The organism is Streptomyces sp. DvalAA-43, assembly GCF_900091725.1.
Taxonomy (GTDB): Bacteria; Actinomycetota; Actinomycetes; order Streptomycetales; family Streptomycetaceae; genus Streptomyces; species Streptomyces pulveraceus.
The window spans coordinates 81,680-97,270 of sequence record NZ_FMBW01000019.1 but is presented as its reverse complement, the minus strand read 5'-3'; the positions used below and the strand labels follow the sequence as shown (position 1 = coordinate 97,270).

The window sequence follows — 15,591 nt, the reverse complement described above, 5'->3', positions numbered from 1 at the left end:
CTGCCCGGGAGCCGGGGCCGTCCGCCGCCCGGGAGGACCTACTCGCCCAGGACCCGGCGCAGGTAGTCGTTGCCGAAGAGGCGGTCCGGGTCCAGCCGGTCGCGTACGGCGGTGAACTCGCCGAACCGCGGGTACACCCCGGCGAGATACTCGGCGTCGCGGGTGTTGACCTTGCCCCAGTGCGGGCGCCCGGCGTGGGCGGTCATGATCCGCTCCACCGCCGTGAAGTACGCCTGGTAGGGCGTGCCCTTGTAGAGGTGGACGGCGATGTACGCGCTCTCGCGGCCCGAGGCCGTGGAGAGCGCGATGTCGTCCGCGGGGGCGGTGCGGACCTCCACCGGGAAGCTGATCCGCAGCGGCGAACGCTCCACCATCGCCTTCACCTCGCGCAGCGCCTCCACGGCGGCCTCGCGCGGCAGCGCGTACTCCATCTCCACGAAGCGGACCCGGCGCGGACTGGTGAAGACCTTGTACGGGATGTCGGTGTAGGTACGGGCCGACAGGGCGCGGCTGGAGAGCTTGGCGATCGACGGAATGGTGGCGGGGACCGCCCGGCCGAGCGAACAGGCCACCTGGAAGATCCCGTTGGAGAGGAGCTCGTCCTCGATCCAGCCGCTGACCTTCCCGGGCGGCGCGGCGGGGCCCGCGCTGCGGTTGTTGCGCTTGGTGTTGCAGTTCCCGGTGTGCGGGAACCAGTAGAACTCGAAGTGCTCGTTCTCGGCGACCAGCTCGTCGAAGTCGCCCAGGACCCGGTCGAAGGCCATCGGCTCCTCGCGGGCGGTCAGCAGGAAGACCGGCTCCACGGCGAAGGTGATCGCCGTGACGACACCCAGCGCGCCGAGCCCGATCCGGGCGACGGCGAAGACATCGGCGTTCTCCTTCTCCGAACAGGTCAGCACCGTGCCGTCGGCGGTGACCAGTTCGAGGGCGCGGATCTGCGCCGATATGGACGCCGAGTCGCGGCCGGTGCCATGGGTGCCGGTCGAGGTGGCGCCGGCGACCGTCTGCTCCATGATGTCGCCCATGTTGGTGAGCGAGAGGCCCTCGCGGGCCAGGGCGGCGTTCAGCCGCTTCAGCGGGGTGCCGGCCTCGACGGTCACCGTCATCGCCTCGCGGTCGATGCTCCGGATGCCGGTGAGCAGGTCCGGGCGGATGAGCACGCCGTCGGTGGCCGCCGCCGCGGTGAAGGAGTGCCCGGTGCCGACCGGCTTCACCCGCAGACCGTCCTCGGACGCCCGGCGCAGCACCTCGGCGAGCTCCGGCACGGAGGCGGGGGACACGGCCCGTACCGGACGGGCGCTGACGTTCCCCGCCCAGTTACGCCACGCGTTCGTCGTCGTCCGTGCGTCGGTGTCGGTCATCTTCCGCGCGCCCTTTCTCGGGGACCGGCCCGCTGAGCCGGCGATACCCCAGGAACGCCACCGCGGCCGCGAGCGCTCCCGCCACGACGGGTACCACGTACCCCGCCTCGGCCCCCGACGCGTCGACCACCCAGCCGGCGGCCGAGGAGCCGAGCGCCACCCCGACGGCGAGCCCGGTGCTGGTCCAGGTCATGCCCTCGGTCAGTTCGGTGCGCGGTACGTGCTGTTCGACGAGGGCCATGGTGGAGACCATCGTCGGTGCGATGGCGAGACCCGCGACAAAGAGCGCCACGGCCAGGAACGGCAGGCTCCCGGCCAGTTGGAGGGGGATCATACTCACGGCCATCGCGCACATGCCCACCAGCCACCGGGTGGACGTCCGCCCCTTGAGGTGGAGCAGGCCGAAGACCGCTCCGGCCAGGCAGGACCCCAGCGCGTACACGGCCAGTACGAGACTCGCCGAGGCCTTGTGGCCCTGTTCCTCGGCGAAGGCCACCGTGACCACGTCGATGGAGCCGAAGATCGCGCCGACGGCCACGAAGGTCGCCACGAGCACCTGGAGACCCCGGGAGCGCAGCGCGGAGCCCCTGGTGTGCTGCGCGCGCGGATGCGGAACCGGCTCGGTGGCCCGCTGCGAGGTCAGCCAGACGACGCCGACCAGCAGGAATCCGGCCGCCAGGAGCGGCCCCGCCTCCGGGAACCAGGCGGTGGACAGCCCGATCGAGATGATCGGCCCGAAGATGAAGCACACCTCGTCGACGATCGACTCCCACGCGTACGCGGTGTGCAGCTCCCGCGGCGAACCGCGGTAGATCTCCGCCCAGCGGGCCCGGATCATCGAACCCACGCTGGGGACGGAGCCGACACCCGCCGCGAAGACGAAGAGCGTCCAGTCGGGCAGCCGCTGCTGCGCGCAGATCAGGAGTCCGGTCACCGCCGCCAGCGCGACGAGGGTGGCGGGCCGCAGGACGCGGCGCTGCCCGTGCCGGTCGACGAGCCGGGAGATCAGCGGCCCGAGCACCGCCGCCGACATCGCCAGCGTCGCGGAGAGCGCGCCGGCGAGTCCGTAACGGCCGGTGAGCTGGGAAATCATGGTCACCACACCGATGCCCATCATGGACAGCGGCATCCGGCCGAGGAATCCGGCCGCCGAGAACCCCTTGGTGCCGGGGGCGGCGAATATCGCGCGATAGGGACTGGACAAGAAGGGCTCCGGAACGGCGTGATCACACACGCCTGTCATGCGTGAACTCAGCCGACACAGCTTACGGCCGGGGCGGCCGGTCCGGCCGCTGGATGGGCCCGGGAGCCGATGTCGGTGGGAGGGCCGTCGGAGGCGAGTGGCAGGATCGGTGTCATGTCCGATCTGCGCGATCCCGCTCCCTACGACGCCCTGCTGCTGCTCTCCTTCGGCGGCCCCGAAGGCCCGGACGACGTGGTCCCGTTCCTGGCGAACGTGACCCGTGGCCGGGGCATCCCCGAGGAGCGGCTGAAGGAGGTCGGCAAGCACTACTTCCTGTTCGGCGGCGTCAGCCCGATCAACGCCCAGAACAGGGCCCTGCTGGACGCCCTGCGCAAGGACTTCGCCGAGCACGGACTGGACCTGCCGGTGTACTGGGGCAACCGCAACTGGGCGCCGTACCTCACCGACACCCTGCGCGAGCTGACCGCCGCCGGGCATCGCCGCATCGCCGTCCTCGCCACCAGCGCCTACGCCTCCTACTCCGGCTGCCGGCAGTACCGCGAGAACCTCGCCGAGTCGCTGGCCGCCCTGGAGGCGGAGGGGCTGCCGGTGCCCCGGGTGGACAAGCTCCGGCACTACTTCAACCACCCCGGGTTCGTGACGCCCATGGTGGACGGCGTGCTCGCCTCGCTGGCCGACCTCCCCGAGGACGTACGGGCCGGGGCACACCTCGCCTTCACCACGCACTCCATCCCCACCTCGGCCGCCGACACCTCCGGCCCCGTGGAGGCGCACGGCGACGGCGGCGCCTATGTCGCCGAGCATCTCGACGTCGCCCGGCTGATCGTCGACGCGGTGCGCGAGGAGACCGGCGTCGAGTACCCCTGGCAGCTCGTCTACCAGTCACGCAGCGGCGCCCCGCACATCCCCTGGCTGGAGCCCGACATCTGCGACCACCTGGAGGCGCTGCACGCGGACGGCGTGCCCGCCGTGGTGATGGCCCCCATCGGATTCGTCTCGGACCACATGGAGGTCCTGTACGACCTCGACACGGAGGCCACCGCGAAGGCTGCCGAGCTGGGGCTGCCGGTGCGCCGGTCGGCGACCGTGGGCGCCGACCCCCGGTTCGCCGCGGCCGTGCGCGAACTGGTGCTGGAGCGCGCCGCCACCGAGCGGGGACAGGGCCGGGAGCGGTGCGCGCTGGGCGCGCTCGGACCGGGCCACGACCTCTGCCCGGTCGGCTGCTGCCCGGCCCGCGCTCCCAGGCCCGCCGCCGCGGGTGCCGACAGCCCGTACGCGTAAGAGCCCTGCCGTACGCCCACAGACCCCCTGGAGAGCCGTGACCGACCCGACCCTGTCCGAACTGCTCGACCTCGCACTGGAGGCCGCGGGCCGCGCGGGCGCGCTGCTCCGCGACGGCCGCCCGGCCGATCTGGGCGTGGCCGCGACCAAGTCCAGCCCGATCGATGTCGTCACCGAGATGGACATCGCCGCCGAGAAGCTGATCACCGGCTTCCTGAGCGACCGGCGCCCGCAGGACGGCGTCCTCGGCGAGGAAGGGGCCAGCGCCGAGGGCAGCAGCGGTATCCGCTGGGTCATCGACCCGCTCGACGGCACCGTGAACTACCTGTACGGACTGCCCACCTGGGCCGTCTCGATCGCCGCCGAACGGGACGGCGTGCGGGTCGTGGGCGTGGTGGAGGCCCCGATGCGCCGCGAGACCTACCGGGCGGTGCTCGGCGGCGGTGCCCACGCCCGGGGCGGCCCGTACGGCGACGGCGCCGCGCTGCGCTGCCGTCCCGCGCCCCCGCTCGACCAGGCGCTCGTCTCGACCGGTTTCAACTACGTCGGCGAGGTCCGTACGCACCAGGCGGACGTGGCCCAGAAGCTGATCCCGCGCCTCCGTGACATCCGGCGCGGCGGCTCCGCCGCCGTGGACCTCTGCGACGTGGCCGCGGGCCGCCTCGACGGCTACTACGAGCGCGGGCTCCACCCCTGGGACCTGGCGGCCGGCGACCTCATCGCCCGCGAGGCGGGCGCGTACACCGGCGGCCGCCCCGGGCTGCCCGCCGACGGAGATCTGACCATCGCCGCGACACCGGGCGTCTTCGAGCCGCTCCAGGCCCTCCTGGAGGACTTCGGCGCCTGGCACGACTGAGGGATGGCGGGACACGGCACGAGTAAGGGCCCCCGACGCCGGTCACGGCATCGGGGGCCCTTACTCGTCGATGTGCTCAGACGCTGGTGGCGCCGATCTCGACACCGTGTTCGGCGGCGAGGCGGTGAAGGTCCTCCAGCTCGCTCTGCTCGACATCCGCGAGGAAGTCGTCGCCCGTCTCCCGAGCTCGGGTGAGGTCGTACTCGGTGGTCCTGATCCGCTGCAGCAGACCTGCGGTGAAAGCGTCCATAATGCGCCCCCTCATCGTGGGTCGGTGGCACGGGGGTGTGCCCGGGGTTTCCCTCCGCGCGGAGGCGGTAGGGCGGGTGATCACGCGCTCTCCGGGGACGGAGTGGCCAGTGGTACGCCACATTCAAGGCGTGATCGCGGGTGTGAATTCGTCCTCCCCGGGCCCGGTACCGGAGAAACCTCAACTGGTCGGTAAATCCGGCGGATTCCGTTGCGTCCCAGGTGGGGCAGCGTCGTCTTACCGCCGGTTTATGCGCGTTGCGGGCAGGATGGAGCCGCACAGACCAGTGCCGACGGGTATCCGGATCACGGACCGTGGGCACTCCGAGACGTTCTGAAGTTTCTAAGGAAGGACAGCGCCGTGCGCGTACTCGTCGTGGAGGACGAGCAACTGCTCGCCGATGCGGTGGCCACCGGATTGCGCCGGGAGGCCATGGCCGTCGATGTCGTGTACGACGGTGCGGCGGCCCTGGAGCGCGTCGAGGTCAACGACTACGACGTCGTGGTGCTGGACCGGGACCTCCCGCTGGTGCACGGCGACGACGTCTGCCGGCGGATCGTCGAGCTGGGCATCCCCACCCGGGTGCTCATGCTCACCGCCTCCGGGGACGTCAGCGACCGCGTCGAGGGCCTGGAGCTGGGTGCCGACGACTATCTGCCCAAGCCGTTCGCCTTCAGCGAGCTCACCGCCCGGGTGCGGGCGCTCGGCCGGCGTACGACGGTGGCCCTGCCGCCCGTCCTGGAGCGGGCCGGGATCAAGCTCGACCCCAACCGGCGCGAGGTCTTCCGGGGCGAGACGGAGGTGCAGCTCGCGCCGAAGGAGTTCGCCGTGCTGGAGGTCCTGATGCGCAGCGAGGGCGCGGTCGTCTCGGCCGAGCAGCTGCTGGAGAAGGCCTGGGACGAGAACACCGACCCGTTCACCAACGTCGTCCGGGTGACGGTCATGACGCTGCGCCGCAAACTCGGCGAGCCGCCCGTGATCGTCACCGTGCCCGGCTCCGGCTACCGGATCTGACGGCCGATGCCCTCCGCCCCCGCGCCGCCGACGGCGCCTCCGAAGCCCACCTGGGAGCCCAAACAGCAGGAGCCGCCCTACTGGCTGCGGCCGACCATCCGGATAAGGCTCACGCTGCTGTACGGCGGCATGTTCCTGATCGCGGGCATCCTGCTGCTGTCGATCATCTACATGCTGGCCGCGCAGGCCCTGCACGTGGGCAGCGAGCTGCCGTTCAAGATCGTGAGCGGTCAGGTCCGCAGTGACGTGTGCAACTTCAACGACAAGTCGACGCCGGACGCCTTCAACGCGGCGATGAACTCCTGCGTCAACCATCAGCGGCAGCAGGCACTCGACACGCTCCTCAACCGGTCGCTGCTGGCCCTGGTGGGCCTGAGCGTCATCGCCTTCGCCTTCGGCTACGCGATGGCCGGGCGCGTGCTCTCGCCGCTGGGCCGGATCACCCGCACCGCCCGCCGGGTGGCCGGAACCGATCTGTCCCGCCGGATCGAGCTGGACGGCCCGGACGACGAGCTGAAGGAGCTCGCCGACACCTTCGACGAGATGCTCGACCGCCTGGAGCGGGCCTTCACCGCCCAGCAGAGGTTCGTCGGCAACGCCTCGCACGAGCTGCGTACGCCGCTCGCGATCAACCGCACGCTGCTGGAGGTCCATCTGTCCGACCCGCAGGCCCCGCCGGAGCTGAAGCAGCTCGGCAAGACCCTGCTGGCCACCAATGAGCGCAGTGAGCAGCTGGTCGAGGGCCTGCTGCTGCTGGCCCGCAGCGACAACCAGATCGTCGAGCGAAAACCGGTCGACCTCGCGGAGGTCGCCTCGCGCGCGATCGACCAGACGCGCGGCGAGGCCGTGGAGCGCGGTGTGGAGATCCGCGGCGAGCGGGCCCCCGCCGTCGTCCAGGGCAACGGCGTCCTGCTGGAGCGGATCGCGCTGAACCTCGTACAGAACGCCGTGCGCTACAACGTTCCCGAGGACGGCTGGGTGGAGGTCACCACCGAGCTGCAGGGCGGTCAGGCCCTGCTGGTGGTCTCGAACACCGGTCCCGTGGTTCCCGCCTACGAGATCGACAACCTCTTCGAGCCCTTCAGACGGCTGCGTACGGAGCGAACGGGCAGCGACAAGGGGGTCGGGCTCGGCCTGTCGATCGCGCGCTCCGTGGCGCGCGCCCACGGGGGCCGTATCATCGCGGAGCCCCGCGAAGGCGGTGGTCTTGTGATGCGCGTCTCACTGCCGGTCTGACGGTCCGGACGGAGCGATCCGCGCACTCATGAGTTTGTTCGCTTTGAGCGGAATTTTCGGGACCTGTGCCCGGATCGTCCGTGTGTGATCGATCACAGAAGCGAATTTCCGGCCGTCAACGCTCCGTGACCAGGGCCGCCACCGGAAAACCCGCAAAAGTCGGGGTTTTCGGGGCCCGATATCACGGGAAGTACACGGGGTGGCGCCCGTGAAGCGCGACACCGGGACCGTGTACGGTCCCCATCGCCACCCAAGCCGACCGCTCCCGAGCGGTCCTCTTGGGTGTCGATTGAGTAACAGACCTTGATGTGAGGCAAAATCTCCGCCTCGGGTCGGGCACAAGTCCGGCCTCTCACGCGTTACGTGCGCTGAGACACCGCAGACACCCAGAGGGGGAGAGCGACTATGGCAACGGATTACGACACCCCACGCAAGACCGATGACGACGTCGACCAGGACAGCCTCGAAGAACTCAAGGCTCGCCGGAGCGACAAGACGGCGTCCGCCGTCGACGTCGACGAATTCGACGCGGCCGAAGGACTGGAGCTGCCCGGCGCAGACCTGTCCAACGAAGAGCTGGCCGTCAGGGTCCTGCCCAAGCAGGCCGACGAGTTCACGTGCATGAGCTGCTTCCTCGTACACCACAGGAGCCAGCTGGCGCGCGAGAAGAACGGCCAGCCGATCTGCCGCGACTGCGACTAGGTCGTACCGACCGTGGCAGGCGACACACCGTTCCGGAAGCGGCGCTTGCGGCGCAAGAGGTCGTCGGAGGCGTATCAGGGCGGCACAGGCCCGGCAGAAGGCGTAGCAGCGTCTGCCGAGCGGTCCGCCCTGCCACCCTCCCCGGACGAGCGGGACGACGAGCGGGGCCGGTCGGCCTCGCTCGAAGCGGTGGTCGCGGCCACCGAAGGAGTCGACGCGGCCGATGGGGCCGGACAGGTCGACAGGACGGAGCCCGTGACCGGGGCAGGCCGTCTGAGTTCAGTGAAACGGGGCGTACGCAAGGGCGGGGAGAGCGCCAAGGCAGCGATCGGTCATATCGCCGACCTGATCATCGAGAACGCTCCCCGCGTCCCTGTGCGCGACCTCGCCACCCTGCGCAAGCAGTTCCCCGGCCTCGGCCCGGAGGAGCTCGCCGACAAGCTCATCGCAGGCGCGAGCAAGGGCACCGCCGCCGTGGGCGCCGGAATCGGCGCGGCGGCCATGATGCCCGTACCGCCCGCCATGCTCGCCGAGCTGGCGGCGGAGATCACCGGCGTGGCCGCGATCGAGATGAAGCTCGTCGCCGAGCTGCACGAGGTCTACGGGCAGCGCCCGCCGGGCGGCCTCGGCCAGCGTTCCACCGCCTACCTCACGTCCTGGACGGAGGAGCGCGGAATCGACGTGGCCCACCCCACGACGGTCAACGCCGCGCTGGGCGGCCAGATGAAGCGCGAGCTGCGCCAGCAGATCATGAAGCGCACCGTGCGCGATCTGCCGAACCTGGTCCCGTTCATGGTCGGCGCCGCCGTCGGCGCGATGATGAACCGGCGCGACACCCGAAAGCTCGCCGAACGGGTCAGGAAGGACCTGCGCAAGCGCCAGATCCCCTGGGACCGGCTTCCCGAGCTGCCCCCGCTGGAGCGCCAGGTGGGCCCCCGCAAGGCCCTGCCGGGTGAGCTGGAGGCCTAGGGGGCCGTCAGACCCCCGCGGAAGGGGACTGGGCTCGTCCGGCCGTGAGCGCCGCCACCAGGGCCTGCGGCTCGCGGGTCGACAGATAGGCGTACGGAGTCGGGTCCTGCGGGTCGGTGATCTCCACCCGGACCGCCGTCGGGATGTAGCTGCGCAGCAGCATGAACGCCCGGGTGTCCGCCTTGTACGAGCGCCACGCGCGCGCCTCCTCCGCGTCCAGCACCTCGGCCTCGCCGAGCGCCGTCACCGGGATCCGGGCGTCGCCGGCGACCAGGGCGCCCGCCACGACCCGGATCCTGGCCGAGCCGTAGGAGCTCACCGCGACCGCCGCCAGGGCGGTGCCGCCCACCAGGCCGGCCAGCAGCGGAAGGGTGCCGAGCGGCAGCAGCATCAGCGCGCAGGCGATGCCGACCAGGAAGGCGATGAGCCACCACGAACGGGGCGCGGTCAGTCGTTCGTCGAAAGGCGGGGTGGAAGGCTGCATGAACCCAAGCTTGGCACGGCGCGACCCGCGGGTGGCCGCGCGGGTAAGGTCTGCGCCTGTGAGTGGAACATCTGCGGCTCTGAAGCCCCCGGCCGACGCGGTGAAACCGGTCCGGCACCCCGACGCCCCGGCCCCCGGCGAACTCCTCGGCGCGCACTACGAGCACTGTTTCGGCTGCGGCGAAGGACAGCAGCACGGGCTGCACCTCCAGGCGCGGGCCGGTGACGGTGTCAGCGTCACCGCCGAGTTCACCGTGAAGGCCGCCCACCAGGGCGCCCCGGGCCTCGCGCACGGCGGCATCCTGACCACCGCGCTGGACGAGACGCTCGGCTCGCTGAACTGGCTCCTGCGGGTGATCGCCGTGACCGGACGGCTGGAGACCGACTTCGTGCGTCCGGTGCCGGTGGACACGGTGCTGCACCTCGACGCCGAGATCACCGCGGTGCACGGCCGGAAGATCTACTCCCGGGCGACCGGCCGGATCGGCGGCCCGGACGGGCCCGTGGCGGTACGGGCCGAGGCCCTCTTCGTCGAGGTCGCGGTCGACCACTTCATCGAGAACGGCCGCCCGGCCGAGATCCGGGCGGCGATGGCCGACCCGGATCAGGTCCGGCGTGCCCGAGCCTTCGAGGTGAACCCCTGATGCGCCGTCCCGTGGACGTACTGATCCGCCGGGTCGACCCGGACGTGCCGATTCCGGCCTACGGGCACCCGGGCGACGCCGGGGCCGATCTGGTGACCACCGAGGCCGTCGAGCTCGCTCCGGGCGAGCGGGCGGTCCTGCCCACCGGGGTGTCGATCGCGCTGCCCGACGGATACGCCGCGTTCGTGCACCCGCGGTCCGGGCTCGCCGCACGCTGCGGAGTCGCCCTGGTGAATGCCCCGGGGACGGTTGATGCCGGGTACCGTGGAGAGATCAAGGTGATCGTCATCAACCTCGACCCGCGTGAGCCCGTGCGGTTCGAGCGGTTCGACCGGATTGCCCAACTGGTCGTCCAGCAGGTCGAGAAGGTGAGCTTCCACGAGGTGGCCGAGCTGCCCGGCTCGGCCCGCGGCGAGGGAGGCTTCGGATCCACCGGAGGGCATGCTTCCGGTGATGTTGACGGCGTCAGGGGCGGGATCACCCAGGGCGGGAACAGCTACGCTTCGGTCGTACCCGACCGGGAAGGACAGTGACGTGTTCGGACGTCGCAAGAAGAGTGGTTCCGCCGAGGACGTGGCGGACGAAGCGCGCGAGGCCGAGCAGGTCGTCGACGAGCTCGATGACGCAGACGGCGCAGGCAGCGGCACGCGTCGGGTGAATCTCCCGCCGGCGCCCCGGCCGGACGGGCCGTGGGACGTCTCCGAGGTCTCCCAGCCCGGCGAGGGCCGGGTCGACCTGGGCGGCGTCTTCGTGCCCGGAGTCGAGGGCATGGAGCTGCGCGTCGAGGTGGCCGGTGACGCGATCGTCGCCGCGACCGTGGTGCTGCGCGACAGCGCCATCCAGCTCCAGGCGTTCGCCGCACCCAGGAAGGAAGGCATCTGGGGCGAGGTCCGCGAGGAGATCGCCTCCGGGATCACCGCGCAGGGCGGGATCATCGACGAGGTCGAGGGCCCGCTGGGCTGGGAGCTGCGTGCCCAGGTCCCCGTACAGCTCCCGGACGGGACGAACGGAGTGCAGTTGGTGCGCTTCGTCGGGGTCGACGGACCGCGCTGGTTCCTGCGCGGTGTGATCTCCGGCCAGGGCGCCGTGCAGCCGGAGGCCGCCGGACTGCTGGAGACGATCTTCCGGGACACCGTGGTCGTCCGTGGCGAGGGCCCGATGGCTCCGCGCGACCCGATCGTCCTCAAGCTGCCCAACGATGCCCAGATGGTGCCCGAGGGCGTCCAGCAGGAGAGCCAGGAGGGCTCGAAGTTCTCCGGCGGCATGGGCCAGCTCCAGCGCGGACCCGAGATCACCGAGGTGCGCTGAGCGGGCACGGGCGACCGCCCGGCAGAGCTTCGGCCGGTGGGCCGCATCCCCTTGTGAGGGGGTGCGGCCCACCGGCCGTTCCGCGTCCGGAGAAGAGTCCCCGGGAGGGTTTCGGGCCGTGCGCAAGGCGAGTTCCGGACAAGCGCGCGAAAGGGGCGCGTATGGGGCGCGTACAGGGCACGTATGTGCGCCGTCAAAGGCCCGCCGTTCCCCGTAAGGAAGCCATCAACGCAGGCCAGGACGGCCTTGGCGAGAGGTTTGCTCAAGAGGTCCGAAAAATCCGTACCTCATCTAGGAGCACACGATGGCCGATGTGGCCTTCGTCGTCACCACGATCGCGGTGTTCGCGTTGGTGGCTCTCGTCGCCAAGGGGGTGGCGAAGCTGTGACCGCCGAGAACATCGTCGGCCTGGTCGTGGCAGTCGCCCTGCTGGGCTACCTCGTCCTCGCCCTTCTCTACCCGGAGAGGTTCTGAGCGCGATATGAGCCCCGTCCTCGCCGGTGTGCTCCAGGTCCTCGCGCTCCTCGTGGCGCTGGGGCTGGCGTACCGCCCGCTCGGCGACTACATGGCCGGCGTCTACTCCTCGGACAAGCACCTGCGCGTCGAGAAGTGGATGTACAAGGCCGTAGGCGCCGACCCGAACACGCAGATGCGCTGGCCCGCGTATCTGCGGGGAGTGCTCGCCTTCTCCGCGGTGAGCGTCCTCTTCCTCTATCTGCTGCAGCGGCTCCAGGGCGCGCTGCCCGGCTCGCTCGGCTTCGCCTCGATCGATCCGGACCAGGCGTTCAACACGGCGGCGTCCTTCGTCGCCAACACCAACTGGCAGTCGTACTACGGCGAACAGGCCATGGGCCATGTCGTGCAGACCGGCGGCCTCGCGGTGCAGAACTTCGTCTCGGCCGCCGTCGGCATGGCCGTCGCGGTGGCCCTCGTACGGGGCTTCGCCCGCTCCCGCACCGGCGAACTCGGCAACTTCTGGTCCGACCTGGTGCGTGGCACCGTACGGATCCTGCTGCCGATCGCCGTGGTCGGCGCGTTGTTGCTCGTGGCCTGCGGCGCGATCCAGAACTTCGCCGGCATCCACGAGGTCGGGCAGTTCACGGGCGGTGCGCAGCAGTGGAACGGCGGCGCCGTGGCCTCCCAGGAGGCCATCAAGGAGCTGGGTACGAACGGCGGCGGCTACTTCAACGCCAACTCGTCCCACCCGTTCGAGAACCCCAACGGGCTGTCCAATCTTCTTGAGATCTTCCTGATCCTGGTGATTCCGTTCGCGCTGACGCGGACCTTCGGCCGGATGGTCGGCTCGCTCAAGCAGGGTTACGCGATCCTCGCGGCGATGGGCGTCATCTGGCTGGGCTTCACCACCCTGATGATGTGGACCGAATTCGCCCACCACGGGCCCGCGTTCGACATCGCGGGCGGGTCGATGGAGGGCAAGGAGACCCGGTTCGGGATCGCCGGCTCGTCGATCTTCGCCGTGGCCACGACCCTCACCTCCACCGGTGCGGTGAACTCCTTCCACTCCTCGTACACGGGCTTCGGCGGCGGCATCACGATGCTGGGCATGCAGCTCGGCGAGATCGCGCCCGGCGGTGTGGGTTCCGGCCTCTACGGCATGCTGATCATGGCGATCATCGCGGTGTTCATCGCCGGGCTGATGGTCGGCCGTACACCGGAGTACCTCGGCAAGAAGATCGGCACCCGCGAGATCAAGCTCGCGGCCTGCTACATCCTGATCACCCCGGCGCTGGTGCTCTGCTTCACCGCCGCCGCGATGGCGCTGCCCACCCCGCCCCACTCGATGACCAACACCGGCGCCCACGGATTCTCCGAGATCCTCTACGCCTACACCTCGGGTGCGAACAACAACGGTTCGGCGTTCGCCGGGCTCAACGCGGACACCCAGTGGTTCAACACCACGATCGGTCTCGCGATGCTGCTCGGCCGGTTCCTGCCGATGGTGTTCGTCCTCGCGCTCGCCGGCTCGCTCGCCGGGCAGAAGCCCGTACCGGCGACCGTGGGCACCCTGGGCACGCACAAGCCGCTCTTCAGCGGACTGCTGGTCGGCACGGTCCTGATCATCACCGGGCTGACCTACTTCCCGGCCCTCGCGCTGGGGCCGCTGGCCGAAGGGCTGGCGTCATGACCACTCGTACGGAGCAAGAGGACTCGATGTCCACTGTCACCCCCACCCGGGCACCGCACCCGGACACGCCCACGGGGCACCGGAGCGAAGGACGCGTCGGCGGGGGCCTGTTCGACCCCGCGCAGCTGGTCCGGTCCTTCCCGGACGCGGTACGCAAGCTCGACCCCCGGGTGATGGTCAAGTCCCCGGTGATGTTCGTGGTGCTGATCGGCTCGGTGTTCACGACCGTGCTGGCGTGCCTGGACCCGGGCGAGTGGTTCGGCTGGGCGATCGCCGCCTGGCTCTGGCTGACCACGGTCTTCGCCAACCTGGCGGAGGCGGTCGCCGAGGGACGCGGCAAGGCGCAGGCCGACACGCTGCGCAGGGCCAAGACCGACACCGTCGCGCGGCGGCTGACCGGCGGGAGCGAGGAGCGGGTGCCCGGCACCGAGCTGCGCATCGGCGATCTGGTGGTCTGCGAGGCCGGTGACATCATCCCCGGCGACGGAGATGTCGTCGAGGGCGTCGCCAGCGTGGACGAGTCCGCGATCACGGGCGAGTCCGCCCCGGTCATCCGGGAGTCCGGAGGCGACCGGAGCGCCGTCACCGGGGGGACGAAGGTGCTCTCCGACCGCATCGTCGTCAAGATCACCACCAAGCCCGGCGAGACGTTCATCGACCGGATGATCTCCCTGGTCGAGGGCGCCGCCCGGCAGAAGACACCCAACGAGATCGCGCTGAACATCCTCCTCGCGTCCCTCACCATCGTCTTCCTGCTCGCCGTCGTCACCCTCCAGCCCTTCGCGATATACGCCGGGCAGGGGCAGTCGATGATCGTGCTGACCGCACTGCTGGTCTGCCTGATCCCGACGACCATCGGCGCCCTGCTCTCCGCGATCGGCATCGCCGGGATGGACCGCCTCGTGCAGCGCAATGTGCTCGCGATGTCGGGGCGTGCCGTCGAGGCCGCAGGAGACGTGTCGACCCTGCTGCTCGACAAGACCGGCACCATCACCCTGGGCAACCGGCAGGCCGCCGAGTTCGTCCCTGTGAAGGGCACGACCGAGGCCGAACTTGCGGACGCGGCCCAGCTCTCCTCGCTGGCCGACGAGACGCCCGAGGGCCGCTCGATCGTCGTGCTCGCCAAGGAGAAGTACGGGCTGCGCGAACGCCACCAGGGCGAACTGTCCGGTGCCGCGTGGGTCGCCTTCACCGCCCAGACGCGCATGTCCGGCGTCGACGTGGACGGACGCAAGGTCCGCAAGGGCGCCACCGGTTCGGTCGTCGCCTGGGTGAAGGAGCGCGGCGGCAGCGTCTCGCAGGACGCCCAGTCGCTCACCGACACGATCTCCGGGGCGGGCGGCACGCCGCTGCTGGTGGCCCTGGAGGACGAGCACGGTGCCCGGGTCCTCGGTGTCATCCATCTCAAGGACGTCGTCAAGGAGGGGATGCGGGAGCGGTTCGACGAGCTGCGCCGGATGGGTATCCGTACGGTGATGATCACCGGCGACAACCCGCTGACCGCGAAGGCCATCGCCGAGGAGGCAGGCGTGGACGACTTCCTGGCCGAGGCCACTCCCGAGGACAAGATGGCCCTCATCAAGCGGGAGCAGGCGGGGGGCAAACTCGTCGCGATGACCGGGGACGGCACCAACGACGCGCCGGCGCTCGCCCAGGCGGATGTCGGCGTGGCCATGAACACCGGCACCTCGGCCGCCAAGGAGGCCGGGAACATGGTGGACCTGGACTCCAACCCCACCAAGCTGATCGAGATCGTCGAGATCGGCAAGCAGCTGCTCATCACCCGGGGAGCCCTGACCACGTTCTCGATCGCCAACGACGTCGCGAAGTACTTCGCGATCATCCCCGCGATGTTCGCCGTGGTCTATCCCGGCCTGGACAAGCTGAACATCATGCAGCTGTCCTCGCCCCAGTCCGCGATCCTGTCGGCGGTCGTCTTCAACGCGCTGATCATCATCGCGCTGGTGCCGCTCGCCCTGAAGGGCGTGCGCTACCGGCCCAGCAGCGCCGACTCGATGCTCCGGCGCAACCTCGGGATCTACGGACTCGGCGGTCTGGTCGCCCCGTTCATCGGCATCAAGATCATCGACATGGTCATCTCCCTCGTACCCGGGCTGAACTGAATCTAGGAATCGGC

At 70.4% G+C, this 15,591-nt stretch carries 16 protein-coding genes; 12 read left to right on the top strand and 4 right to left on the bottom strand.

All coding sequences use genetic code 11. The features are described from left to right. Nucleotides 1-38 precede the first annotated feature (38 nt). Both GA0115234_RS04260 and GA0115234_RS04255 read right to left on the bottom strand, forming a co-directional pair. Complete coding sequence (locus tag GA0115234_RS04260) at nucleotides 39-1,361, bottom strand: D-arabinono-1,4-lactone oxidase (protein WP_093539480.1); 1,323 nt, start codon at nucleotides 1,359-1,361, stop codon at nucleotides 39-41. Continuing rightward, the gene (locus tag GA0115234_RS04255; protein WP_093539479.1) at nucleotides 1,318-2,565 is read right to left on the bottom strand and encodes an MFS transporter; all 1,248 of its coding nucleotides are present in this window, start codon (nucleotides 2,563-2,565) and stop codon (nucleotides 1,318-1,320) included. The genes GA0115234_RS04260 and GA0115234_RS04255 overlap by 44 nt, the downstream gene beginning before the upstream one ends. 153 nt (nucleotides 2,566-2,718) lie before the next feature. Between GA0115234_RS04255 and GA0115234_RS04250 the strand changes: the two genes are divergently transcribed. Then, nucleotides 2,719-3,846, top strand: a complete 1,128-nt coding sequence (locus GA0115234_RS04250) for a ferrochelatase (protein ID WP_093539478.1) — start codon at nucleotides 2,719-2,721, stop codon at nucleotides 3,844-3,846. A gap of 37 nt (nucleotides 3,847-3,883) precedes the next feature. Continuing rightward, on the top strand, nucleotides 3,884-4,702 hold the full coding sequence (locus tag GA0115234_RS04245) for an inositol monophosphatase family protein (protein ID WP_093539477.1): 819 nt from the start codon (nucleotides 3,884-3,886) through the stop codon (nucleotides 4,700-4,702). Between the two features lie 76 nt (nucleotides 4,703-4,778). Here the strand turns inward: GA0115234_RS04245 and GA0115234_RS42195 are convergent, their stop codons facing one another. Further along, a complete protein-coding gene (locus GA0115234_RS42195) occupies nucleotides 4,779-4,952 on the bottom strand; it encodes a hypothetical protein (RefSeq protein ID WP_176729069.1) in 174 nt (57 codons plus the stop codon). Nucleotides 4,953-5,312: 360 nt separating this feature from the next. Between GA0115234_RS42195 and GA0115234_RS04240 the strand changes: the two genes are divergently transcribed. The 4 genes from GA0115234_RS04240 to GA0115234_RS04225 all read left to right on the top strand — a co-directional run bounded on the left by GA0115234_RS04240 (nucleotide 5,313) and on the right by GA0115234_RS04225 (nucleotide 8,873). Further along, the gene (locus tag GA0115234_RS04240) at nucleotides 5,313-5,966 is read left to right on the top strand and encodes a response regulator transcription factor (protein ID WP_093539476.1); all 654 of its coding nucleotides are present in this window, start codon (nucleotides 5,313-5,315) and stop codon (nucleotides 5,964-5,966) included. A 6-nt stretch (nucleotides 5,967-5,972) separates the two neighbouring features. After that, on the top strand, nucleotides 5,973-7,202 hold the full coding sequence (locus GA0115234_RS04235; protein WP_093539475.1) for a sensor histidine kinase: 1,230 nt from the start codon (nucleotides 5,973-5,975) through the stop codon (nucleotides 7,200-7,202). A 405-nt stretch (nucleotides 7,203-7,607) separates the two neighbouring features. Next, entirely contained in the window at nucleotides 7,608-7,904 is a 297-nt protein-coding gene (locus GA0115234_RS04230) for a DUF4193 domain-containing protein (RefSeq protein WP_003965732.1), read from the top strand. A gap of 12 nt (nucleotides 7,905-7,916) precedes the next feature. After that, a complete protein-coding gene (locus GA0115234_RS04225) occupies nucleotides 7,917-8,873 on the top strand; it encodes a hypothetical protein (protein ID WP_093539474.1) in 957 nt (318 codons plus the stop codon). Between the two features lie 7 nt (nucleotides 8,874-8,880). On the opposite strand, the gene GA0115234_RS04220 is transcribed toward GA0115234_RS04225, so the two are convergent. Continuing rightward, a complete protein-coding gene (locus GA0115234_RS04220) occupies nucleotides 8,881-9,357 on the bottom strand; it encodes a DUF3093 domain-containing protein (protein WP_093539473.1) in 477 nt (158 codons plus the stop codon). 58 nt (nucleotides 9,358-9,415) lie between these two features. Between GA0115234_RS04220 and GA0115234_RS04215 the strand changes: the two genes are divergently transcribed. The 6 genes from GA0115234_RS04215 (at nucleotide 9,416) to kdpB (ending at nucleotide 15,577) form a co-directional block, all read left to right on the top strand. Continuing rightward, on the top strand, nucleotides 9,416-10,000 hold the full coding sequence (locus tag GA0115234_RS04215; RefSeq protein ID WP_093539472.1) for a PaaI family thioesterase: 585 nt from the start codon (nucleotides 9,416-9,418) through the stop codon (nucleotides 9,998-10,000). Then, complete coding sequence (dut, locus tag GA0115234_RS04210; RefSeq protein WP_093539471.1) at nucleotides 10,000-10,533, top strand: dUTP diphosphatase; 534 nt, start codon at nucleotides 10,000-10,002, stop codon at nucleotides 10,531-10,533. The genes GA0115234_RS04215 and dut overlap by 1 nt, the downstream gene beginning before the upstream one ends. 1 nt (nucleotide 10,534) lies before the next feature. Then, nucleotides 10,535-11,308: a DUF3710 domain-containing protein gene (locus GA0115234_RS04205; RefSeq protein WP_093539470.1), complete on the top strand. Its 774-nt coding sequence runs from the start codon at nucleotides 10,535-10,537 to the stop codon at nucleotides 11,306-11,308. Between the two features lie 384 nt (nucleotides 11,309-11,692). Then, on the top strand, nucleotides 11,693-11,782 hold the full coding sequence (gene kdpF, locus GA0115234_RS04200; protein ID WP_078075662.1) for a K(+)-transporting ATPase subunit F: 90 nt from the start codon (nucleotides 11,693-11,695) through the stop codon (nucleotides 11,780-11,782). 7 nt (nucleotides 11,783-11,789) lie between these two features. Further along, nucleotides 11,790-13,454 carry a potassium-transporting ATPase subunit KdpA gene (gene kdpA, locus GA0115234_RS04195; protein WP_093539469.1) on the top strand — a complete coding sequence of 555 codons (1,665 nt, stop codon included), beginning with the start codon at nucleotides 11,790-11,792 and terminating at the stop codon, nucleotides 13,452-13,454. Nucleotides 13,455-13,480: 26 nt separating this feature from the next. Next, the gene (gene kdpB, locus GA0115234_RS04190; protein ID WP_093539468.1) at nucleotides 13,481-15,577 is read left to right on the top strand and encodes a potassium-transporting ATPase subunit KdpB; all 2,097 of its coding nucleotides are present in this window, start codon (nucleotides 13,481-13,483) and stop codon (nucleotides 15,575-15,577) included. Nucleotides 15,578-15,591: the final 14 nt, after the last annotated feature.